This is a genomic window from Microbispora sp. NPDC004025 (assembly GCF_053604425.1).
Genome location: NZ_JBSGHN010000023.1, coordinates 20155 through 42852 on the forward strand (window position 1 = coordinate 20155; position 22698 = coordinate 42852).

At 73.5% G+C, this 22698-nt stretch carries 21 protein-coding genes; 10 read left to right on the top strand and 11 right to left on the bottom strand.

Going from position 1 to position 22698, the window contains the following annotated elements:
• Positions 1-5 precede the first annotated feature (5 nt).
• The 6 genes from ACWEQG_RS36570 to ACWEQG_RS36595 all read left to right on the top strand — a co-directional run bounded on the left by ACWEQG_RS36570 (position 6) and on the right by ACWEQG_RS36595 (position 7499).
• A complete protein-coding gene (locus ACWEQG_RS36570; protein ID WP_452291927.1) occupies positions 6-1028 on the top strand; it encodes a FecCD family ABC transporter permease in 1023 nt (340 codons plus the stop codon).
• The gene (locus ACWEQG_RS36575) at positions 1025-1888 is read left to right on the top strand and encodes an ABC transporter ATP-binding protein (RefSeq protein WP_452291929.1); all 864 of its coding nucleotides are present in this window, start codon (positions 1025-1027) and stop codon (positions 1886-1888) included. The genes ACWEQG_RS36570 and ACWEQG_RS36575 overlap by 4 nt, the downstream gene beginning before the upstream one ends.
• Before the next feature lie 43 nt (positions 1889-1931).
• On the top strand, positions 1932-4106 hold the full coding sequence (locus ACWEQG_RS36580; RefSeq protein ID WP_452291931.1) for a penicillin acylase family protein: 2175 nt from the start codon (positions 1932-1934) through the stop codon (positions 4104-4106).
• Positions 4096-4737, top strand: coding sequence for a GNAT family N-acetyltransferase (locus tag ACWEQG_RS36585; RefSeq protein ID WP_452291932.1), 642 nt, complete (start codon positions 4096-4098; stop codon positions 4735-4737). Before ACWEQG_RS36580 ends, ACWEQG_RS36585 begins: the two co-directional genes overlap by 11 nt.
• A 14-nt stretch (positions 4738-4751) precedes the next feature.
• Positions 4752-5459, top strand: a complete 708-nt coding sequence (locus tag ACWEQG_RS36590; protein WP_452291934.1) for a hypothetical protein — start codon at positions 4752-4754, stop codon at positions 5457-5459.
• 231 nt (positions 5460-5690) lie between these two features.
• On the top strand, positions 5691-7499 hold the full coding sequence (locus tag ACWEQG_RS36595) for a right-handed parallel beta-helix repeat-containing protein (RefSeq protein WP_452291936.1): 1809 nt from the start codon (positions 5691-5693) through the stop codon (positions 7497-7499).
• A gap of 60 nt (positions 7500-7559) precedes the next feature.
• On the opposite strand, the gene ACWEQG_RS36600 is transcribed toward ACWEQG_RS36595, so the two are convergent.
• The 4 genes from ACWEQG_RS36600 to ACWEQG_RS36615 all read right to left on the bottom strand — a co-directional run bounded on the left by ACWEQG_RS36600 (position 7560) and on the right by ACWEQG_RS36615 (position 10530).
• Positions 7560-8477 carry an RNA polymerase sigma-70 factor gene (locus ACWEQG_RS36600; protein ID WP_452291938.1) on the bottom strand — a complete coding sequence of 306 codons (918 nt, stop codon included), beginning with the start codon at positions 8475-8477 and terminating at the stop codon, positions 7560-7562.
• Positions 8474-9679: an NAD(P)/FAD-dependent oxidoreductase gene (locus ACWEQG_RS36605; protein WP_452291940.1), complete on the bottom strand. Its 1206-nt coding sequence runs from the start codon at positions 9677-9679 to the stop codon at positions 8474-8476. Before ACWEQG_RS36605 ends, ACWEQG_RS36600 begins: the two co-directional genes overlap by 4 nt.
• 117 nt (positions 9680-9796) lie before the next feature.
• Positions 9797-10318: an AAA family ATPase gene (locus tag ACWEQG_RS36610; protein WP_452291942.1), complete on the bottom strand. Its 522-nt coding sequence runs from the start codon at positions 10316-10318 to the stop codon at positions 9797-9799.
• Positions 10315-10530: a hypothetical protein gene (locus ACWEQG_RS36615; RefSeq protein ID WP_363464358.1), complete on the bottom strand. Its 216-nt coding sequence runs from the start codon at positions 10528-10530 to the stop codon at positions 10315-10317. Before ACWEQG_RS36615 ends, ACWEQG_RS36610 begins: the two co-directional genes overlap by 4 nt.
• A gap of 117 nt (positions 10531-10647) precedes the next feature.
• Here ACWEQG_RS36615 and ACWEQG_RS36620 point away from each other — a divergent pair, with 117 nt between their 5' ends.
• A complete protein-coding gene (locus ACWEQG_RS36620; protein WP_452291944.1) occupies positions 10648-11262 on the top strand; it encodes a DUF6461 domain-containing protein in 615 nt (204 codons plus the stop codon).
• 15 nt (positions 11263-11277) lie between these two features.
• On the opposite strand, the gene ACWEQG_RS36625 is transcribed toward ACWEQG_RS36620, so the two are convergent.
• The 6 genes from ACWEQG_RS36625 to ACWEQG_RS36650 are packed head-to-tail and all read right to left on the bottom strand — an operon-like array spanning position 11278 to position 19271.
• A complete protein-coding gene (locus ACWEQG_RS36625; RefSeq protein WP_452291946.1) occupies positions 11278-11946 on the bottom strand; it encodes a response regulator in 669 nt (222 codons plus the stop codon).
• Complete coding sequence (locus tag ACWEQG_RS36630) at positions 11943-14525, bottom strand: DUF4118 domain-containing protein (RefSeq protein WP_452291948.1); 2583 nt, start codon at positions 14523-14525, stop codon at positions 11943-11945. The genes ACWEQG_RS36625 and ACWEQG_RS36630 overlap by 4 nt, the downstream gene beginning before the upstream one ends.
• A gap of 6 nt (positions 14526-14531) precedes the next feature.
• Positions 14532-15395 (bottom strand): potassium-transporting ATPase subunit C, encoded by an 864-nt coding sequence (locus tag ACWEQG_RS36635; RefSeq protein WP_452292052.1) that lies wholly within the window; start codon positions 15393-15395, stop codon positions 14532-14534.
• Between the two features lie 14 nt (positions 15396-15409).
• Entirely contained in the window at positions 15410-17521 is a 2112-nt protein-coding gene (kdpB, locus tag ACWEQG_RS36640; protein WP_452291950.1) for a potassium-transporting ATPase subunit KdpB, read from the bottom strand.
• Complete coding sequence (gene kdpA, locus ACWEQG_RS36645; RefSeq protein ID WP_452291952.1) at positions 17521-19182, bottom strand: potassium-transporting ATPase subunit KdpA; 1662 nt, start codon at positions 19180-19182, stop codon at positions 17521-17523. The genes kdpB and kdpA overlap by 1 nt, the downstream gene beginning before the upstream one ends.
• The gene (locus ACWEQG_RS36650) at positions 19182-19271 is read right to left on the bottom strand and encodes a potassium-transporting ATPase subunit F (protein WP_169983891.1); all 90 of its coding nucleotides are present in this window, start codon (positions 19269-19271) and stop codon (positions 19182-19184) included. Before ACWEQG_RS36650 ends, kdpA begins: the two co-directional genes overlap by 1 nt.
• Before the next feature lie 312 nt (positions 19272-19583).
• On the opposite strand from ACWEQG_RS36650, the gene ACWEQG_RS36655 reads away from it, so the two are divergent.
• Positions 19584-19943 (top strand): hypothetical protein, encoded by a 360-nt coding sequence (locus ACWEQG_RS36655; RefSeq protein ID WP_452291954.1) that lies wholly within the window; start codon positions 19584-19586, stop codon positions 19941-19943.
• 134 nt (positions 19944-20077) lie between these two features.
• Positions 20078-20455 carry a DUF3147 family protein gene (locus ACWEQG_RS36660; RefSeq protein WP_452291956.1) on the top strand — a complete coding sequence of 126 codons (378 nt, stop codon included), beginning with the start codon at positions 20078-20080 and terminating at the stop codon, positions 20453-20455.
• Positions 20456-20475: 20 nt separating this feature from the next.
• On the opposite strand, the gene ACWEQG_RS36665 is transcribed toward ACWEQG_RS36660, so the two are convergent.
• Positions 20476-21081 (bottom strand): dihydrofolate reductase family protein, encoded by a 606-nt coding sequence (locus tag ACWEQG_RS36665; RefSeq protein ID WP_452291958.1) that lies wholly within the window; start codon positions 21079-21081, stop codon positions 20476-20478.
• A 314-nt stretch (positions 21082-21395) separates the two neighbouring features.
• On the opposite strand from ACWEQG_RS36665, the gene ACWEQG_RS36670 reads away from it, so the two are divergent.
• Positions 21396-22562 carry an RICIN domain-containing protein gene (locus ACWEQG_RS36670; RefSeq protein ID WP_452291959.1) on the top strand — a complete coding sequence of 389 codons (1167 nt, stop codon included), beginning with the start codon at positions 21396-21398 and terminating at the stop codon, positions 22560-22562.
• The last annotated feature ends 136 nt before the right edge of the window (positions 22563-22698 follow it).

Consider the following 22698-nt stretch of genomic DNA (forward strand, 5'->3'; position numbering starts at 1 on the left):
GACCCATGCCCGTGCGAAGGATCGCCGGCGGTATGCCCCTGCGGTTCAGGGCCGTGGCCGTGGGAGCCGGCTGCCTGCTGCTCGCGCTCGTGTTCGGCGTGCTCGCGATCGGCGGCGGCGACTACCCGATGAGCCCCTCCGACGTCGTACGCACCGTGCTGGGCGGCGGCAGCCCGGCCGAGGACTTCATCGTGCACGGGCTCCGGCTGCCCCGCGTCGTCACCGCGCTGCTCGTGGGCGCGGCCCTCGCGCTGGCCGGCGCGGTCTTCCAGTCGCTCGTACGCAACCCGCTGGGCAGCCCCGACCTGCTCGGCTTCACCCAGGGCTCGGCGGCCGGAGCGCTCCTCGTGGTCGTCTCGGGGGGCGGCAGCGCGGCGCTCGCGGGCGGCGCGGTGCTCGGCGGCGTCGTCACCGGAGTCGCCATCTACGCCCTGGCGTGGCGCGGCGGCCTGCACGGTCACCGCCTCGTGCTGGTGGGCATCGGCGCCACCGCGATCCTCACCGGCGTCAACGGGTACCTGCTCACCCAGGGGCGCCTGATGGAGGCGGCGCGGGCCATGCTGTGGCTCACCGGCAGCCTGGACGGGCGCGGCTGGGAGGACGTCCTCCCGCTGCTCGCCGCCATGGCGGTGCTGGCGCCGGTGGTGCTGATCGGCTGCGCGCGCCCCCTGGCGATCACCGAGATGGGCGACGACCTGGCGCGCGGCCTCGGTGTACGGGTGCAGGGCATACGCCTGGTCCTGGTGGGGGCGGCCGTGCTGCTCACGTCCCTGGCGGCGGCGGCGGCCGGGCCCGTGTCGTTCGTCGCGCTCACCGCCCCGCACCTGGCCAGGCGGATGACCGGGGCGCCCGGGCCGAACCTGCTCGTCGCGACGTGCACGGGCGCGGCGCTGCTGACGGGCGCCGACCTGGCCGCGCAGCGGCTCTTCGCCGGCCACCAGTTGCCGGTCGGGGTGGTGACGGGGGTGCTCGGCGGCGGTTACCTCGTCTGGCTGCTCGCCGCCCAGCGGAAGGCGGGACGGATATGACCGAGACCATCGTGGACAGGAAGGCAGTGGCGGGCATGCACGAGGACGGGCCGCGCCTGAGCGGCAGCGCGCTGACCCTCTCCTACGATAAGAGGGTCGTCGCCGAGGGCCTCGACGTCACCATCCCCGACCGGTCCTTCACGGTGATCATCGGGCCGAACGCCTGCGGCAAGTCCACGCTGCTGCGGGCGCTGGCGCGCACGCTCCGGCCCGCCGCCGGGACCGTGCTGCTCGACGGGCGTGACATCACCTCCCTGCCCGCGAAGAAGGTCGCCAGGACCCTCGGCCTGCTGCCCCAGACGTCCGTCGCGCCCGACGGCATCACGGTCGCCGAGCTGGTCGGCCGCGGGCGCTATCCCCACCAGCGGCTGCTGCGCCAGTGGTCGGCCGACGACGAGCGGGTGGTGCGCGAGTCGATGGAGGCCACCGGGGTCGCCGACCTGGCCGGGCGCCTGGTCGACGAGCTGTCCGGAGGGCAGCGCCAGCGCGTGTGGATCGCGATGGCGCTGGCCCAGGAGACGCCGCTGCTGCTCCTGGACGAGCCGACGACCTACCTGGACATCGCCCACCAGATCGAGGTCCTCGACCTGTGCGCGCGGCTGCACGAGGAGCGCGGCCGGACACTCGTGGCGGTGCTCCACGACCTCAACCACGCCGCCCGCTACGCCAGCCATCTCATCGCGATGCGCGAGGGCCGGGTCGTGGCCGCCGGCGCGCCCGGAGAGGTCATGACCGCAGGCCTGGTGGAGGAGGTCTTCCGGCTGCCCTGCCGGGTGATCGACGACCCCGAGACCGGCACTCCGCTGGTCGTCCCCGCCGCCCGCCGCCGCGCCGAATCGGCGGCGAGGGCGGCGTCGTGAGCATCCCCGTGGTCGTGAGCATCCCGCTGCCGGAGGCGGCGTCATGAGCCGGCTGTACCGGGACGCCTTCGGCATCCCCCACCTGCGCGCGGACGATCCGTACGAACTGGCCTTCGCCCAGGGACGCGTCACGGCCCTGGACCGGGCCTGGCAGATCGAGGTGGAGCGGCGCCGGGCGACCGGCACGTCGGCGGCGGTCCTCGGGCCGGACTCCGTGCCCTGGGACCGCTTCGCCCGGCAGGCCCGGCTGGCGGACACCGCCGAGCGTTGCCTGCACGCGCTGGACGGCGACACGGCGGCGTGGGTGCGGGCCTACGTGGACGGCGTCAACGCCGGGCTTCCCGAGGGGGCGCGCCGGGCACCGGAGTTCGCCACCGCGAGGGAAACCGCACCGCGAGAGACGACAGGGTCCGACGCGGCAGAACCCCACGCGACAGGACCCGACGTGACCGGGCTCGCGCCGGGCCGGTGGGAGCCGTGGACACCGATGGCGGTCTGGCTGTCCCACCACATCCTCTTCGCGCACTTCCCGGCGAAACTGTGGCGCGAGGCGGTGGCCGAACGGCTGGGGTCCGAGGCGGTCGCGCTGTTCGCGGCCGACGGGCCGGGCACCTCGGGCAGCAACGGCTGGCTTGTCCCCGGCGACCGCACCGTCACCGGCGCGGCCCTGATCGCGGGCGATCCCCACCGGTTCATCGAGGACCCCGGCTTCTACCAGCAGATCCGCCTGGCCTGTCCCGAGTTCGACGTGGTGGGACTGGCCGTGCCGGGTGTGCCCGGCATCGCCCACTTCGGGCACGCCGGCTCGGTCGCCTGGGCGATCACCAACGCCATGGCCGACTACCAGGACCTCTACCGGGAGCGGCTCCGGCGCGTGGACGGTCGCGTCGAGGCGCTCGGGCCGGACGGCTGGCGTCCGTGCGCCGCCCACGTCGAGGTCGTCGAGGTGGCGGGGGAGAGCCCGGTCGAGGTCGAGGTCGTCGAGACCGGGCGCGGCCCGGTCGTCATGCCCGGCGGCTCCGAGCGGGAGACCGCGTGGGAGGCGGTGAGCCTGCGGTATCCGCCCCGGGTGCGCCGCGACCTGGGGTTCGCGGCGCTGCCCGCGCTGCTGCGCGCGAAGACCGTGGCCGACGTCGACCAGGCGCTCGACCGCTGGGCCGAGCCCGTCAACGTCGTACTCGCCGCGGACGTCGACGGCGGGCTGCTGCACCGGGTCGCCGGTGTGGTGCCTGTGCGCCACCCGGACAACGCGCTGCGCATCGTGCCCGCCTGGGAACCGGGGTACGAATGGAGCGGCCGGTATGCGCCGATGCCGCGCCGCGCGGTCTCCGGCATCACGGTCATGGCCAACGAGCGCGGGCTCGCCGCGCCGCTCGGCGTCGAGTTCGCCGCGCCGTACCGCGCCGCCCGGATCAGCGGCCTGCTCGACGGCTCGCCGCGCTGGTCGGCGAGGGAGATGGCGGCCGTCCAGACCGACACGCTGGTGCCGGGCGCGGGCCCTCTCCTGGACCTGCTCGCCGGGCTGGACCGGCTCGGCCCCGAGGCCGTACGCCTGCGGGACCGGCTGCTCGGCTGGGACCGGCGCATGGACGCCGGCAGCACCGGCGCGGCGGAGTACGCCGCCTTCCGGGCGGAGGTGGTGCGGCGCCTGGCGGCACATCCCGCCCTGGCCGCTCTCGCCGGGGTGGACGCGGAGGTGCCCGAGGTCTTCCGGCCGTGGCTCGCGCTCACTCCCCGCGTCGCGTACGCGCTGGAGAACCTGCTGACGACCGACCGGCTGCCCGGGCTGGACCGGCCTGCCCTCGCGGACCTGGCCCGGTCGGCGCTGGAGGACGTGACCGCACGCGGCGAGGCGGCCGGCGTCCGGTGGGGCGACCTGCACCGGCTCGACCCCTGGCGGGCGGTGCCGTTCCCCGCGACCCCGGACGCGACCCCGGACGCGGCGCCTGCGGAGGCGGGCCTTTCCGGCGACCACGACTGCGTGCTGTCGACGTCGAGCGTGCCCGGCGTCACCCACCACTTCGCCCGGGGGCCCGCCGCACGCTACGTGTGGGACCTGTCCCGGCGCGACGGGAGCCTGTGGATCGTCCCGTTCGGCGCGAGCGGCGTGCCGGGCGACCCCCATCGGCGTGACCAGCACCCGCTGTGGCTGCGCGGCGAACTCGCGCCGGTGGTCACCGACTGGGACCTACTCACCGAGGAGCAGCATGACCACTGAGCCGTTGACCACCGAGCCGTTGACCACCGAGCCGCTGACCACCGAGCCGCTGACCACTGGGGCGCACACCACGGCCTCCGCACGGCGCGACGCCGTGTGGGAGCAGACGGTCGAGGGGTTCGGCACCGTCCGCGTCGTCCCGGTGGACCCGCCGGCCGACGCCGATCTGATCCACTCCTGGGTCACCGAGGAACGGGCCCGGTTCTGGGGCATGCTGGACGCGAGCCGTGACCGGGTGCTGGAGATCTACGACCACCTGGACGGACTCACCACCCACCACGCCTATCTCGTCCACCGCGACGACCTGCCGGTGGCGCTCTTCCAGACGTACGAGCCCGGGGCCGACCCGGTCGGGGAGTGCTACGACGTCCAGCCGGGCGACTTCGGGGTCCACCTGCTCCTCGGGCCGGCGGCGGGGGAGGGCGAGCGCGGCTTCACCGGCGCCCTGCTGTCCGTGCTCGTCGCGTACGCGTTCTCCGACCCGCGCCACACCCGGATCGTGGCCGAGCCGGACGCCCGCAACGACAAGGTGATCGCCCGGATGCTGCGTACCGGCTTCACCCTCGGGCCCGAGGCCGACCTGCCGGACAAGCGGGCCCGGCTGTGCTTCCTGACCAGAGACGACCGCTGACACAAGGAGTGCGAGTGCTGCTCGACGCCCTTTCCGACCATCTGGAAGGCCTCGCGGCGGAGCGGGACGGCGTGCTGGGGGTCCTGCCCAGGCTGATCGCCGACGACTCCCCCGGCTGGATCCCCGCCGCCTCCCTCGTGCGGGAGCCGTACGAGGGGCTGCTCGCGCTGGTGGACGCGACGGCGGCCCAGTGGAGCGCGCCGCGTCACGTGGCGGCGGCGCTGCTGTGGAAGACCTACGGATACTGGCACACGATGCCGATGGCCCTGGGCTGGGCTCTCGGCCGCCGGGTGCCGCTGATGCGCCTGGAGGACACGCTGCTCAGGCCGTCCGCGGCGGGTGTGACGGTGGCGGCGTCCCGGGTGACCGTGGCCGTGCTCCCCGGCGACCCGCTGGCCGGGGCCGACGGCACCGTCGTCGTCCCCGATCTCGCGGCGGCCATCAGGGAGGCGCTCCTGGAGAGCCAGTATCCGTTCGTCAGAGCCCTCAGCGCCGCGACCAAGGTGGGCGAGCGCACCCTGTGGGGGTCCACCGCCGAGGCGGTCGCCCACCCGCTGCTCGCGCTCGGGTCGTACGACGAGGCGGCCCGGCTGCTCGACGAGATCGGGCCGCCCGTGGCCGGACTGCTCGTGCCCGACGGCGACGGATACCGACGCCGCACGTGCTGCCTGTGGGTGACGCTGCCGGACGCCGACCCCTGCTCCACCTGCTGCGTGCATTGAGCCGCACATGAGATCTTGACATCCTCGCGGCAGCCGTGTCAGCGTTCCCAGTGCGTGACCCAGCCGTGGGTTCCACGCTTTTCCATGCGCGCCGGAAGGTCAATGGTCAGGGACTCTTCTGCCTGACGTGCATGGCGACTGCCTGAGGGCCGGGCGTGCGCCCGGCTCTCTCGAGTTCCGCCGCATGGGAGAGACACGATGCGATCGACAACGGCAAGACGGCGAACACGCGTGCCCTGGCTCACCGCTCCGGTGGTCGCCACGGCGGTCGCTACGGCGCTGGCCACGCTGACGGCCCTCGTCCCCGCCCCGCAAGCGCGGGCCGCCGCTTTGTTCGGGGACGATTTCGAGGACGGCGACGCGAGCGGCTGGTCCAAGTCGGGCGGCACCTGGTCGGTGGTGTCCGACGGATCCGCCGCGTTACGCCAGAGCAAGTTGCCCAGTGACCTGGCCCGGGTCTTCGCCGGCTCGACCGGCTGGACCGACTACGCCGTACAGGCCCGGGTGCGGCCCATCACGCTGAGCGGAGCCACGGCGTTCGCCGGCCTGGCCGCCCGCTCGACCTCGTCCACCACGTTCGACCGCCTGATCCTGACCGGCGGTGGCCGCGCCGAACTGCAGGCCGTCCGCAGTGGCGCCGTCAGCGTGCTCGCCTCGGTCCCCCTCGCCGTGGTTCCCGGAAGCTGGTACACGCTCAGGATCGAGGAGTCCGGCGGCACCGTGCGCGGCTACGTGAACGGCGTCGCGGTCGGCTCGGGGGCGAGCCAGTCGGGCAGGGGCCGCGTCGGCCTGCAGACGTCCGGCGCCACCGCGTCCTTCGACGACGTCTCAGCCGGGGACGTGGCCTCGCCCTCCCCCTCGCCCTCCCCGTCCCCGTCGCCTTCCCCGTCCCCGTCGGTCTCGCCGTCGCCCGGCGGCACGCCGCCGACCGGAACCCTCGTCGTGGCGGCGAGCGGCGCCGACACCGACCCGGGCACGCTCGACCGGCCGCTGGCCACGATCCAGAAGGCCGTCGACCTCGCGCAGCCGGGCACCGTCATCGAGATCCGCGGCGGCACCTACCCGCTGACCGCGAACATCCAGATCCTCAAGAGCGGCACCGCGGACAGACCGATCACGATGACGGCGTACGGCGACGAGCGCGTGGTCATCGACGGCGAGCCGCTTCCGAACACGCCCGCGCCGGTCGGCGGCAGCATCCCCAGGGCCCAGCGCGGCGCGATCCACATGGAGGCGTCCCACTGGCGCCTGGCCGGCCTGGAGATCGTCAACGGCCCGTACGCGCTGTACTGCGACGGCTGCGACGACAACGTCTTCGAGCGGCTCTCCACCCACGACAACTACGAGACCGGTGTGCAGATCCAGGGCGCGTCGAGCGGCAATCTCGTCCTCGACCTGGACAGCTACGGCAACCGCGACCCGCGCAAGAGCGGCGAGAGCGCCGACGGCCTCGGCATCAAGGAGGGCAGCGGCACCGGGAACGTCGTGCGGGGCGCCCGCCTGTGGAACAACTCCGACGACGGCTTCGACGCCTGGGAATTCCTGTCCCCGATCACGATCGAGGACAGCGTCGCGTACGGCAATGGCTACAACCGCTGGAACCTGCCCGGCTACACGGGTGACGGCAACGGCTTCAAGCTGGGCGGGGGCGGCGACGTCGACCCGCCCGCCGCGCACGTCGTGCGCGACAGCATCGCCTACGGCAACTCCGCGGGCGGCTTCGTCGACAACGCCAACCCCGGCGCCATCACGATCGACCACAGCACGACCTGGCGCAACGGCAAGACGGGCTTCGACGCCTCCGACGCCGCGGCCACCCTCACGCGCAACCTGTCCGTCGGCGACGGCACCGCCGCCGTCCTCGGCTCCGCGGCCACCGGCAGCGGCAACTCCTGGGACATCGGCGGCACCTGGAACGACGCCGCCCTGGTCAGCATCGACCCCTCGACGCTGACCGGACCACGGCGAGCCGACGGTTCCATCCCGCCCTCGGACTTCCTGCGGCCCCGCAACGGCGCCGACGTGGGCGCCCGCCTCTGACCCGCCTGCGGCCGCACGGGTGCGGCGGCGGTCACCGCCGCACCCGCCGGGGACCGGCGCTCACCGGGTTTCGAGACTGCGGGCGGTGCCATCGGCGATCGCCTGGAGTTTGTCCGGGTTGGCGACGTTGTGAATGGCGGTGATCCGGCCCTCGGGGTCGAAGTCGAAGGTGACGGTGGCGATCACGCGACCCTGTCCGCGGAAGACGACACCCGGCCCGCCGTTGATCTCGGCGAGCTCGGTGGTCATGTCGGCGGGCTCGATGCCCTGATAGGCGACGGTGCCGATGGCCGCGAACCAGGCGGCCACCGTCGCCGCGCCCACGACCGGGCGCAGGGCCTGGCGGACCTTGCCGCCGCCGTCGGTCCACAGGGTGACGTCCGGGGACAACAGCTCCATCAGGGCGTTCACGTCACCGCCGGTCGCGGCGGCGAAGAACCGCTCGGTCACCGCGCGCTGCCGCGACCGGTCGGCGGCGAAGCGAGGCCGCCGGGCCCGCACGTGCTCGCGAGCGCGGTGGGCGGCCTGCCGCACCGCGGCCTCGGAGCGCTCGACCGCCTCCGCGATCTCGGCGTGGCTGAAGTCGAAGACCTCCTTCAGCACGAACACCGCGCGCTCGAGCGGGCTCAGCGTCTCCAGCACCACGAGCATCGCCATCGACACCGACTCGGCGTCCGCGACGGCCTCGGCGGTGTCGCCGCTCGTGAGGACGGGCTCCGGCAGCCACGGCCCCACGTAGGCCTCACGCTTGCGCTGGGTGGAGCGCAGCCGTTCCAGCGCCACGTTCGACACGATGCGCGTCAGGTACGCCTTCGGGTCGGCCACCTGCGAGCGGTCGGCCGCCGACCAGTTGATCCAGGCGTCCTGGACCGCGTCCTCGGCGTCGGCCGCGGTGCCGAGGATGCGGTAGGCCACCGAGAACAGCAGGTTCCGATGCCGGACGAACACCTGCTGGCCGAGGTCGGCGGTCTCGGTCACCGCGCCTCCCCGGCCCGGGTGAAGCGGCCGCCGCGCGGCCAGAACGCGCCCGAGGCCGGCATCTTCTTCATGCGGCCCCACGTGGGCCAGGGTGAAGCGGTCACCGTCTCCTTATAGCGGACCGCCACGCGGCCGGTCAGGTACAGCCGCCGCGGGCTGTCGTCGGGGTGGGTGAACTGCACGACCGCGTCGTGCCGGCCCAGGCTGACCGGCGTGTGGTAGTAGCCGAAGCGGAACGGCTTGGGCCGCTTGCCCTTGAGCGTCCGGACGATCGACACCGCGGCGTGGACACCGGTCGGCATGCCGCCCTGGCAGGTGCCGTGCATGACGCCGTAGCCCTGGCGGATCGCCGCCGCGTCGCCCACGGCGTACACGTCGGGGTGGGAGACCGAGCGCAGGGCGGCGTCGGTCACGATGCGGCCGTGTGCGTCGACGGTCAGCCCGGCGGCGGCCGGCAGCGGCGACACCCGCGTGCCGCTCGTCCACAGGACGGCGTCCGCCGCCACGCTCTGCCCGCCGGCCAGCTCGACCGTGCCGGGCAGCACCTTCACCACCTCGACCCCGCTCCGTACGTCGACGCCCAGGCGCTCGAGCGCGGACCGCACGTACGCGCCGGCCTTCGGGGTCATGCCCGCGCCGGGCTCACTGCGGCCCAGCAGCACGACGCGCAGCTCCGGGTGCCGCTCGGCGATCTCCGCGGCCGACTCGACGCCGGTCAGCCCGCTGCCGACGACCGCCACCGTGCCGCCGCCGAGCCGCGACAGCCGGTCGGCCAGCGTCCCGGCGTCCTGGGCGCTGTCCAGGGTGTACGCGTGGTCCTCGGCGCCCGGCACCGCCGCGGTGTCGGCCACGCCGCCCAGCGCGTACACCAGGGTGTCGTAGGGCAGGACGCGCTCGTCGTCGATCCGCACGGTCTTCGCGTCCGCGTCCACCGCCGTCACCCACCCGCGCTCGAAGCGGGCGTCCGTGCCCGCAAGCAGTTCGGGGATGTTCAGCTCGGCGAGCCGCTGCCCGGTCGCCGACATGTGCAGCCGCAGCCGCTCGGTGAACCGCTCCTGCGCGTTCACCAGGGTCACCCGCACATTGCCGCTCCGCTTGACCCGCGACGCGAGCTGGATCGCCGCGGACAGGCCCGCGTACCCCGCGCCCAGGATCACCACCCGGTGTGTGGTCGCCGCGCCGTTTTCGTGCCGTGCGCTCATCGTTTCCGCCTCCTCGTCTCACCGTTGACGACCAGCAGATGGAAACGGCCCGGCCGTATGTGACACGCACCCGATGTGAGGCTCGCCACATCGCCCTGCGGAATGGCCTCCGGCGGTTCAGGGCTGGTCGGGCGCGACGGTGGCGGCGATGTGTGCCGCGACGCCGGCAGGCGGGATGCCGGTCGTGTCGACGAGCCGGCCTTCGCGGCGGAGCCAGGGGAGGGCGTCCTGGTAGACGGTGAGATGGTCGAGCCTCCACCGCGAGTTCGAGGGCGTGTCCCCCTCGATCCTCCGCAGGAGCGTGGCCCGGTCGGCGTGGAGCACGAAGTGGCGCAGCGGGACGCCGGACGCCTCCAGGCCCGCGCGGATCTCCTGCCAGTAGTCCTCGACCAGGACGGTCTGGGGCAGGACGAGGACGCCGCCGACCTGGCCGGCCAGCCGTGTGACGGTCTCCACGACGAGCGTCCGCCACAGCGTCCAGTCCTGGAAGTCCCCGACCTCCGGCAGGCCCGTGGCGTGCGTGAGCATGACGCCGACCTGTTCGGGGTCGAAGAAGTGCGCCCGTGGGATCGATCGCACGAGTTCCGCCGCCGTGGTGGTCTTGCCCACGCCGAACGTCCCGTTCAGCCAGATGATCACGCGTCGAACTCCGGCCGGGTCTGCTCCGGCGCCACGGCTTCACCGCGCCGTACGGCGGCGGCCCGGGCGGCGAGGAGCACGGACAGGGCCTCGCAGTCGTCCGCGGTGAGCGGCGCGAAGGGAAGCAGGTAGAGCCTGCCCCCGGGACCGTCGACCAGCTCGACCGGCAGGGAACGGGTGGGCACCTCGATCGGCGCGGTGGTGGTGGTCATGATGAGAGCGATTCTTCCGCACGCGACCGACATTCCCGCCCCCGGCGACGGCCGGGAGGCCGGGCGCCGAACGGTGATCGCTGCCATGATGTCCGGCAGCAGATGAGAGAGGTCGCCATGTCGGACATCGACGTGAAATTCGGCTGGTTATCCGGTGACGGGCCGCTGGGCTCCATTTTCGGGGTGTCCTTCGTCCGCGGGCTCGCGCCCCGGGAGGTGCTCGTCCGCCTGGGCGTGGACGAGAGCACCATCGACGAGATGACGTTCGAGGAGCTGGACGAGAACGCGGAGGAGTGCCTGGAGAGCTCGGACGGCATGGACGCCGCCTGGGCCGGCGCCGTGCGGCTGGGCGACTGGACCGTCCTCGTCGAGCCCGGCGGCTGGCGGGTCGCCGCCGAGACCGGCGTGCTCGAGCGCGTGTCGCGGGGGACCGAGGTCGTGGCGGTCAGCAGGCACGACTACGCCTCCGACGACTTCGCCCACGCGATCGACGGCCGGGTGATCACGCAGTTCGAACCCCTGGCGCCGCACCTGCGGTCCGGCGACGACCCCGACCGGTGGCTCGGCGAGATGCGCGACGTGGGGCTCGGCCGCGACGGCTTCGACGACCCCATGCCGCGGGATCCGATCGCCGCCGCGTTCGCCCTGGCGGGCCTCGTCACCGGGGTGGACCTGTCCCCCGCCCTGCTGGAGATGACGTTCCTCGCCGGCACGACGAACCCCGACGACTGAGCCCGGGCGGGGGCGTCAGGGGACGAAACGGTAGCCCATGCCGGGCTCGGTGATCAGGTGGACGGGATGGGCGGGATCCCCCTCCAGCTTGCGCCTGAGCTGGGCCATGTACTGGCGCAGGTAGTGCGTCTCCTTCACGTACCGCACGCCCCACACCTCGCTCAGCAGCTGCCGCTGGCCGATCAGCTTGCCGGGGTTGCGGACGAGGAGTTCGAGGATGCGCCACTCGGTCGGGGTCAGCCGCACGTCGCCGGAGACGGTCTTGCCGGCCAGGTCGACCTCGTGGTCCCCGATCCGTACGCGGGCCGGCTCGCTCTCCCGGGGGCCGGTGCGCCGGGTGACCGCCCGCACGCGGGCCAGCAGCTCGTCCACCCCGAAGGGCTTGGTGACGTAGTCGTCCGCCCCGGCGTCCAGCGCGTCGATCTTGTCCTGGTTGCCGGTGCGTCCCGACAGCACGATGATCGGCACGCTGCTCCAGCCGCGTACGCCGTGGATCACCTCGACTCCGTCCATGTCGGGCAACCCGAGGTCCAGCACGATCAGGTCGGGACGCCGGTCGGCGGCCTCGCGCAGCGCCGAGCCGCCGTCCGCCGCGACGGCGACCTCGTATCCGCGCGCGGCCAGGTTGATCCGCAGCGCGCGCAGGATCTGCGGCTCGTCGTCGACCACGAGGATGCGGCTCACGGCGCTCCGCCGCCGAGCTCCAGCGGAAGCCCGGGCACGTCGCCGGCGTGTACGGCCACGGGCAGGGTGAGGACCATGGTGAGCCCTCCCCCGGGAGTCTCGTCGGGTGTCAACTTTCCTCCCATCGCCTCGGCCAGTCCGCGCGCCAGGGCCAGGCCCAGCCCCACCCCGGTGTGGTTGTCCCGGTCCCCCAGCCGCTGGAAGGGCAGGAAGATCCGGTCGTAGGCGTCGCGCGGCACACCGGGCCCACGGTCGATTATCCGGATCTCGGCCCGCTCGCCGTACCTGCTGGCGGTGACGAGCACGCTCTCCCCGGCGGGGGTGTAGCGGACGGCGTTGGCGACGACGTTGGCGAGCACCCGCTCCAGCAGCGCCGGGTCGGCGACGACCTCGGGCAGGTCGGGCGGGATGTCGAGCCTCACCTCGGCGGCGAGCGGCCCGAGGTCGTCGACCGCCCGGGGCACGACCTCCTCGACGGCGACCGGCTGGGCGGCCACGCCGAGCACCCCGGCCTGCAGGCGGCTCATGTCGAGCAGGTTCGCCACCAGACGGTCGAGTCTGGCCAGCGACTCGTCCGCGGTCTCCAGCAGTTCGGCACGGTCCTGCGCGGACCACTCGACGTCGGTGGCGCGCAGGCTCTCCACGGCGGCCTTGGCGGCGGCGAGCGGGGTGCGCAGGTCGTGGCTCACCGCCGCGAGCAGCGCGGTGCGCATCCTGTCGGCCTCCGCGAGCGGCCTGGCCTGCTCGGCCTCCTCCTGCAGCCGTTCCTGCCGCAGAGCCACGGCGACCTGCGCGGCGAACGCCTCGATCACGCGGCGTTCCGAGGCGTCGAGCAGCCGGCCGCGCGCGGCGAGCACGAGGTTGTCGTCGATGTCCACGTCGGCGTCGGCGGCGCCGGGGCAGGCGCACGGCTCTCCCCCCGCGGTGGCCACGATCCGCCAGGAGCCCGGGTCGGACCGGTCGTCCGGTCCCTGCCCCACCTCGGGGCGCCGTTCCAGCAGCGTGACCACGGCCAGGCCGAACGTCTCCCGCGTACGCGCGAGCAGGGAGGGCACGGCGGCCTCGCCGCGCAGCACGTGCCCGGCCAGCGCGGACAGGATCTCGGCGTCCGCCCCCGCGCGGGCGGCCTCCCGCGTACGGCGGGCCGCCACGTCCACGATCATGCTGACCGCCGCCGCGACGAACACGAAGACGACCAGGGCGAAGAGGTTCTCGGGATTCGCGATCGTCAGGGTGTGCAGCGGTGGGGTGAAGAAGAAGTTCAGCAGCAGGGAGCCGGCGACCGCCGCCGTGATCGCCGGCCACATCCCGCCGATCAGCGCCACGCCCACGACGGTGGTCAGGAACAGCAGGATCACGCTCGGCAGGGCCAGCGTGCCCCGGAAGGGGAGCAGCGCGGCGGTGAGCAGCGGCAGGCCGCCGGCGGCGACGGCCCATCCCGCCAGCCTGCGCCGCCGGGTGAGGGCCGCCCGCGACCATCGCGGGCGCTCCCTTCCCTTGTTGACGTGCTCGTGAGTGATCATGTGGACGTCGATCGAGCCGGACCGCGCGGTCGTCTCGACGCCCACCCCCCTGCTGAGGATCTGGGCGAACCGGCCGCGCCGGGAGGCGCCGAGCACGAGCTGGGTGGCGTTGACGCCGCGGGCGAACTCCAGCAGCGCCCGCGGCACGTCGTCGCCCACCACCTGGTGGTAGGTGCCGCCCATGCTCTCCACGAGGGCGCGCTGGCGTGCCAGCAGCGCCGGGTCGCCGCCGGCGAGCCCGTCGGCGCGGGTGACGTGGACGGCGAGCAGGTCCGCGCCCTTGGTCCGGGCGGCGACGCGGGCCGCCCGCCGCACGAGGGTGTCGCCCTCGGGTCCCCCGGTGAGCGCGACGACGACCCGTTCGCGCGCCTCCCACGTGTCGGCGATGCCGTGCTCGGCGCGGTAGCGGTCGAGCTGCTCGTCCACCTCGTCGGCGAGCCACAGCAGGGCCAGCTCGCGCAGCGCGGTGAGGTTGCCGACGCGGAAGTAGTTGGCGAGGGCGGCGTCCACCTTCTCCGGCGTGTACACGTTGCCGTGCGCGAGCCGCCGCCGCAGCGCCTCCGGGGACATGTCGACCAGCTCGATCTGGTCGGCCCGCCGTACGACCTCGTCGGGCACGGTCTCGCGCTGCGGGACGCCGGTGATGTGCCGCACGACGTCGTTGACCGACTCCAGGTGCTGGATGTTCACCGTGGAGATCACGTCGATCCCGGCGTCGAGGAGCTCGTCGACGTCCTGCCAGCGCTTGGCGTTGCGCGAGCCCGGCACGTTGGTGTGCGCCAGCTCGTCGACCAGGGCGACCCGCGGGCGCCGGGCGACGACCGCGTCCACGTCCAGCTCGGGGAAGGCCGCCCCCCGGTACGTCACGCTCCTGCGGGGGACGATCTCCAGTCCCTCCAGCAGCTGCGCGGTGCGTACGCGGCCGTGGGTCTCCACGAGGCCGACCACGACGTCCGTGCCGCGTTCCCTGCGGCGGTGGCCCTCGCAGAGCATCGCGTACGTCTTGCCGACCCCGGGTGCCGCGCCGAGGTAGATCCGCAGCCGCCCGCGTGGCATGGCCGCTCACCTCTCCCTGTCGAGGGCCAGATTGAGCTCCAGCACGTTCACCCCGGGCTCCCCCAGGAAACCGAGGGCACGTCCGGTGGTGTGCTCCTCGATCAGTGTGCGCACCCGGCGCACGTCCAGCCCGCGTTCCCTCGCCACCCGGGGGGCCTGCAGCTCGGCGTACGCGACGGAGATGTGCGGGTCGAGGCCGCTGCCGCTCGCCGTCACCGCGTCCGGCGGGACGACCACCCGGGCGTTTCCGCGCACCGGCACCGTACGCCCTGACGAATAGTCCTCGCCGGGCCTGCCGCACTCGACCTTCACGCCCTGGTACGTGGCGACGAACGGCACCGCCGGGCACGCCTGGTTGACGCTGACGACCCTTGTGGGCCTGCCGGCGGCGGGAAAGACCTTCAGCACCGCGCCTGTCCCGTCCGCGGTGCAGTACGGCCTGGCCCCGCTGACGCCTTCCCGCCCGCCGACCGCCTTGGAGCGCGCGCACACCTGGGTGAGCAGGGAGATCCTGCCCTTCCGCGCGGCCTCGCCGGTCCCGCGGGGGTCGGGCAGCCGGTCGACGACGTCCTGCGGGCCGAGGTTGCTCGCTCCCGAGGCCGCCGGGTCGTAGCCGCCCGCCGAGGGGCGGCTCTGGAAGTATCCGCGCACCGGGCGGCCGTACCGGTCGGCGAAGGACTGGCCGACGAGGGCGCTGCCCACGTCCCTGCCGTCCGCGCGGACGATCGAACCGCCGGCGCGGTGGGGCAGGAGAAGTTGGGCGACCCCGGTCACCAGCAGGGGATAAAGGACACCCAGGATCAGCGTGAGCAGGGCGACGGCGCGGACCGCCGCGAGGTGCCGGCGGAGCGTGTTCGGCAGGCGTTCCATCACGTCTCCAGCCATCAGGACATCCCCGGAAGGAACCGGACCAGCAGGTCGATGATCTTGATTCCGATGAACGGCGCGACGACGCCGCCCAGGCCGTACAGGCAGAGGTTGCGGCTGAGCAGCGTGGACGCGCTGGAGGGCCGGTAACGCACCCCGCGCAGGGCCAGGGGGATCAGCGCCACGATCACCAGCGCGTTGAAGATCACCGCGGACAGGACGGCCGACTGCGGGCTGTGCAGCCGCATCACGTTCAGCGCGCCCAGGCCCGGGTAGACCGCCGCGAACATGGCCGGGATGATCGCGAAATACTTCGCGATGTCGTTGGCGATCGAGAACGTGGTCAGCGCTCCCCTGGTGATCAGCAGTTGCTTGCCGATCTCGACGATCTCGATGAGCTTGGTCGGGTTGGAGTCGAGGTCGACCATGTTCCCGGCCTCCTTGGCGGCCGAGGTGCCGGTGTTCATCGCCACCCCCACGTCGGCCTGCGCCAGCGCGGGGGCGTCGTTGGTGCCGTCTCCGGTCATCGCGACCAGCCGCCCGCCCTCCTGCTCCTTGCGGATGAGCGCGAGCTTGTCCTCGGGGGTCGCCTCGGCCAGGAAGTCGTCCACCCCGGCCTCCCTCGCGATGGCCCCGGCGGTCATCGGGTTGTCCCCGGTGATCATCACGGTGCGGATGCCCATCCGGCGCATCTCGTCGAACCGCTCCCGCATGCCCTGCTTGACCACGTCCTTGAGATGGATCACGCCGAGCACCCGGGCCGTGCCGCCGCTGACCTCGCCGACCACCAGCGGCGTGCCGCCGGAGGCGGAGATCCCGTCCACCAGATGCCCGACCTGCCCGGTGGGATGGCCGCCGTTGTCCCGCACCCACTTCATCACCGAGGTCGCGGCGCCCTTGCGGACCTGCCGTCCGTCCACGTTCACCCCGGACATGCGGGTCTGGGCGGTGAAGGCGATCCACTCCGCGTGGGCGAGCTCCCCCGGCTGGCGTTCGCGCAGGTCGTAGGCGTGCTTCGCGTGGACGACGATCGAACGCCCCTCGGGGGTCTCGTCGGCGAGGCTCGCCAGCTGCGCCGCCTCGGCCAGGTCGAGCTCGGGGACGCCCTCGGCCGGGACGAACTGCGACGCCTGCCGGTTGCCGAGGGTGATCGTGCCGGTCTTGTCGAGGAGCAGGGTGGTGACGTCACCCGCGGCCTCCACCGCCCGCCCGCTCATCGCCAACACGTTGCGCTGCACCAGACGGTCCATGCCCGCGATCCCGATGGCCGACAGCAGCGCACCGATCGTGGTCGGGATCAGGCAGACCAGCAGCGACACGAGCACCACCCCGCTCACCCCGTCGGCGCCGAGCGCGGGCGTGTCCGGTACGCCCGGGTTCTGGGCCTTGGAGTAGATCGCAAGCGGCTGCATGGTCACCGCGGCGACCAGGAAGATCATCGTGAGCGCGGCCAGCAGGATGTTCAGCGCGATCTCGTTGGGGGTCTTCTGCCGGTCCGCCCCCTCGACCAGGGCGATCATCCGGTCGACGAAGCTCTCGCCGGGCTTCTGCGTGATCCGTACGATGATCCGGTCCGACAGGACCTTCGTGCCGCCGGTGACGGCGGAGCGGTCGCCGCCGGACTCGCGGATCACCGGCGCGGACTCCCCGGTGATCGCCGACTCGTCCACGCTGGCGATGCCCTCGATCACGTCGCCGTCGCCCGGGATGACCTCCCCGGCCTCGACGACCACATGGTCGCCCTGGCGCAGCTCCTGGGCGCCGACGACCTCCCATCGGGCGGGGTCGCGCGGGTCGGGCAGGCGCCGGGCCACGGTGTCGCGCTTGGCCGCCCGCAGCGTGGCGGCCTGGGCCTTGCCGCGGCCCTCGGCCACCGCCTCCGCCAGGGTGGCGAACAGCACGGTCAGCCACAGCCAGACCGTGATCGCCCAGGCGAACGCCGAAGGGTCCGCGATCGCCAGGCCCGTGGTGAGGAACGCGCCGATCTCGACGACGAACATGACCGGGTTGCGCCACAGCGTCGCCGGGTTCAGCTTGCGTACGGCACCGGGCAGCGACCGCACCAGCTGCCGGGGGTCGAGCAGGCCGCCGCCGATCCCGCCGCTCACGCGCCGCGCTGACTTCGGCATCAGGACAGTCCTTCCGCGAGCGGCGCGAGCGCGAGGGCCGGCAGGAACGTGAGGGCGACGAGGACGACCGTGACTCCGGCCACCATCCCGACGAACTGCGCGCGGTGGGTGGGCAGCGTCCCGGCGGAGACCGGCACCGGCGCCTGCCGGGCCAGCGACCCGGCCAGGGCGAGGATGAAGACGATCGGCAGGAACCGGCCGAAGGCCATGCACAGGCCGAGCGCGACGCACCACCAGGGCGTGCCCGCCGAGATCCCGGCGAAGGCCGAGCCGTTGTTGCCCGCCGCACTGGTGAACGCGTAGAGGATCTGCGACAGCCCGTGCGGCCCGCCGTTCAGCATGGCCGCGAGACCGGCCCGGTTGCCCATCGCCGCGGCCGTGCCGGCGAGCACGAGGGCCGGGGTGACCAGGAAGTAGAGCGAGGCCAGCTTGATCTCGCGTGCGCCGATCTTCTTGCCCAGATACTCCGGCGTACGGCCCACCATCAGACCGGCGACGAACACGGTGATCACCGCCAGCACCAGGATGCCGTACAGGCCGGAACCGGCGCCGCCGGGCGCGACCTCGCCGAGCATCATGTTCAGCATCGTCATCATGCCGCCGAGCGGCGTGAAGGAGTCGTGGGCGGCGTCGGTGGCGCCGGTCGAGGTCAGCGTGGTGGCGGCGGCGAACGTCGCGGAGCCGGGCACGCCGAAGCGGACCTCCTTGCCCTCCATCGCCGCGCCGGCCGCCTGGGGGACCGTGGCCTCGCCGGAGAGCTCGAAGACGTTCGTCAGCAGCACGCTCACCAGGGCGATCACCGCCATGACGGCGAGGATCGCGTGGCCCTGCCGCACCTGGCCGACCATCCGGCCGAAGGTGCGCGGCAGCGCGATCGGGATCGCCAGGAGCAGGACGATCTGCAGCCAGTTCGTCCATCCGGCCGGGTTCTCGAAGGGATGGGCGGAGTTGGCGTTGTAGAAACCACCGCCGTTGGTGCCGAGCTCCTTGATCGCCTCCTGGCTCGCCACCGGGCCCCCGGGGATCGCCTGGGTGGCGCCGGTCAGCGTCGTCACTGTGTGCGGCGACGCGAGGTTCTGCACCACGCCACCGGCGACCAGCACCAGCGCGGCGACGAACGCGATCGGGAGCAGGACCCGCAACGTGCCGCGCACGAGGTCCACCCAGAAGTTGCCGATGGTGTCGGCCTGCCTGCGGGCGAAGCCCCGCACGAGCGCGACCGCCACGGCCATGCCGGCCGCCGCCGAGACGAAGTTCTGCACCGCCAGGGCGGCCATCTGCACCAGGTGACCCATCACCGTCTCGCCCGGGTACGCCTGCCAGTCGGTGTTCGTCACGAAGCTGACGGCCGTGTTCCAGGCGACGTGGGCGGGGACCGGGGGCCGTCCGAGGCCGAGGACCAGCCTGTCCTGCAGGCGCTGCATGCCGTACACGACCAGCACCGAGACCGCGGAGAAGGCCAGCAGGGCGCGTGCGTAGACCGCCCAGGGCTGCTCGGCGTCCGGCCGCACGCCGATCAGGCGGTAGACGAGCCGCTCGGCCGCGCTGTGCCGGGTGCCGGTGTAGACCCGGTAGAGGTAGTCGCCCAGCAGCAGGTAGACGACGGCGAGCACCGCGACGGCCGACAGCACGAGCACGGCCCCTGCCGCTGCCGCGCCCATCAGAAGCGCTCCGGGAACAACAGGGCCGCCACCATGAACACCAGCAGGGCCGCGGCCACTCCGAGGCCTACGGCGTTGACCACGCTCACAGGCGCTCCACCGCCCGTACGACGAGCCCGACGATCATGAAGACCGCGATCGTCAGGGCGACGAAGACGACGTCCGCCATGCCCACTCCTCGGTTGTGATTGCTGCGGCACTCTCAGCACAAGCAAAGTCCGAGATCGGGGGCATATGACCGCTCTTGACGGCTTTCATACGGGTTCGCACCGAGTATTGACGCCCCCTGTACGCGCGCCACGCCGGGGGTTTCGGGCGTGCACGTGCCGGAAATCAACGCGGTTCAACCGGCGAGCGGCGCCCCCCGAACACCTGTGTCGGCTCCGGGGAGGGGACGCGGCGTGGACGACGGAAGTGGCGTGATCCTGGAGGTCGTCCTGAAGGCCCTGGCCGGCGGCGTGTTCGTGCTGGCCTTCGCGGCGCTGGCCGAGACGCTGACACCCAAGGGGCTCGCCGGGGTCTTCAGCGCCGCTCCTTCCGTGGCCCTGGCGAGCCTCATCGTCACCGCGGGCTTCACCGGCGTGCCGGACGTGCTCGCCTCGGCCCGCGGCATGTGGATCGGCGCGGCCGGTTTCGTGCTCTACTGCCTGGTCGCCGCTCCCCTTCTGGGCAGGTGGGGCGCCTGGCGAGGAGCGCTGGCCGCGCTCGCGGTCTGGGGTGCCACGGTGGCCGCGGGGTACGCGCTGGCGCCGGAACCGTGAGCGCCGATCGTGACGGCGGCCGGCCTCATGGCCACGGCCGAGCTGATGGCCACGGCCGAGCTGATGGCCACGGCCGAGCTGATGGTGACGGCCGATCTCGAGACGACGGCCGATCTCGAGGCGGCGGTGAGAGGGTGCGGCTGCGCGTCGGCGAGCTCAGGCGGCCGCCCCCGCGCGACTGGATGGTCCGGTTCGCGTTCGGCGCCGGGGTGTCGGCGCTGGCCGGCGTGGTGTCGGTGCTGGCCGGCCCGCGTGCCGGCGGGCTCTTCCTCGCGTTCCCGGCGATCCTCCTCGCGAGCGTCACCCTCATCGCCAAGGAGGACGGCGTACGCCAGGCCGGGCAGGAGCTGTGGGGGGCGGCCTTCGGCGCCCTCGGCCTGATCGGCTTCGCCGTCGTGGTGACGACCACGGTGGCCGTCTGGCCGCTGTGGCTGTCCCTCACGGCCGCCACCCTGGCCTGGGCCGCCGTCTCCCTCACCCTGTACGCCGCCGCGACCCGGCTGCGCCGCTGAGCCGGGTCGCGGACGCTCGGTCACCCCCCGGCGTTCGCCTCGGCCGCCCGGCGTGCGGCGGCCGGGTCGGCGAGGCCCTCACCGGTCGGCTCGTAGGTGAGCAGCACCACGCCGGAGGAGAACGCCTGCGTGCCGGCGAGCCGCAGCGAGGCGGGGTCCGCGGAGTCGTCGTCGAACAGGCGGGCGCCGCGACCGGCGAGCACGGGATAGACGGCCAGACGCATCTCGTCGAGGAGGTTCTCCCGCAGCAGCCACCGCACCAGCGCCGCGCTGCCGAAGACGAGGATGTCGCCGTCCACCTCCTTCTTCAGGGCCTCGATCCGCGCCGCGGCGTCCGCACCGATGATCGTGCTGTTGTTCCAGCCGGCCTCGGTCAGCGTGGTCGACACGACGTACTTCGGCAGGGTGTTCATCGCGTCGGCGTAGCCCACCTCGTCGGTCATCGACGGCCAGGAGGCCGCGAAGCCCTCGTAGGTGACCCGTCCGAGGAGCAGTGCCCGCGCCGCGCGGATCTGGTCGAGGCCGGCCTTCATCGAGTCCTCGCTGACGAAGCCGAAAGCCCACTCGTGCGGGTTCTCGATGACGCCGTCAAGGGTGGTGAAAACAGACAGAACTATGCGTCCCATGGTTCGTATCCCTCATGTCGCGTGAGATGCGGCGGCGGACGTGCGCCCAGTCGGCCGTGGAGAATGCGTGCGCCGCCACTCGGTGCCGGAATGGGCGGTCACGTCCGCCGCCACGGCCCGCCCCCGTGACGCCGCCCCCGAGCACCTGGGTGCTCCGGCGCCGACGGGCCGTTGTGCAAGGCCACCGTGGCCCGGCACGCGGGCTCACGTCCACACATCGGCGGTGTCCCGGACACTTCCGGACGATCTCGGACACCCGGAAAGCGTGCATAGGCTGCCGTGGGAGCGCAGGGGATCTACGGGATGGAGTGAGCGTGACCGACACCCGGCCGCAGCCGCGGACCGCCGCCACGCCCGCGGAGTTCGTCGCCCTGATGAGGCGGCTCCGGGCGTGGAGCGGGTGCAGTTACCGGCAGCTCGAACGCCGCGCCGAAGCCGTGGGCGACGTCCTGCCGCGTGCCACACTGGCCGGCGCGCTCAGTCGCCGGGATCTGCCGCGCGAACACCTGCTCGCCGCGTTCGTACGGGCGTGCGGGGCGGACGACGACACCGTGGCCGAGTGGGTGGACGCCCGCCGGCGCCTGGCCGCCGCCCGCGAGACGACCACCCCGCTGCCCGGCGACGCGCCTGCCGCCCCCGGGGACGGGACGCGCGTCGCGGCCTCCGCCGGGATGCCGCCGGTGCCGCCGTCCGCGTCCGCTCCGCCGGCTCCCGGACGTGAGGTCTCCCGGCCGGACGAACTCCTGGACCTCGGCGCGGGCGGGAGGGGCACCGGCCGGGACCCGGCCTCGTCTCCCGTGGGCGAGGCCTGGCGGAAGGCCCGGGCCCGGCGACCGGTGGCGGGCGCCGCGGCCGCGGCCCTGCTCTGCCTGGTCGGAGTCTGGCAGTTCGACCGTTCACCCACCGGGGAGGCCGCCTCCCGCCCCTCCTCGTCGATGTCGGCCGCCCCGGCGCCGTCCGCTCCGGCACCGTCCGCTCCGGCACCGTCCGCTCCGGCAGCGGCCGGCGCGGCCGCCGGGGCGGGCGGGCCGGCGCCGGCCCGCAGGTGGGTTCGCGTGCGGCCGGCCGCCGATCCGTCCCTGTGCCTGACGGCGGGGCGGGCCAGGGACGTCCCGTACGATCCCGAGATCGCGGTCCTGGGCCCCTGCGCCACGGCGGCCCCGCCGCGGACCTTCCTCACCCCGGCGGGTGGCGGGCTGGTCCACCTGCAGTGGGACCACCCCGACCCGGCGAAGGGCGTCGGCTGCCTGACAGTGATTCCGGCGGGCCCCACGGCGGGCATGCTGCAGCCCTGGAGCGACTGCACCGGCGCCAGGCCCAACCAGCGATTCCGGCTCGAACCCGTCGGCGAAGGCGGTTACCGCATCCGGCCGGCGTCGAGCGACCTGTGCCTCGCCGTCGACGACGCACGCGGAGCGGAGGCCGTCGAACGGCCCTGCGCCTCCGCGCCTGGACAGACCTTCCTCATCGGCCCCGAATAACCATCGCGCCGGGTCGGCGGGCCGAGGGCCTCGCTCCCGGCGAGACGTGGCGGAGAGATATGATCCGTCCCACTCTTGCGGGCTTTGCGAGAAAAGGGCTGATTTGTCGCTTCACCATGCGTCCTGGGCCTCTCTC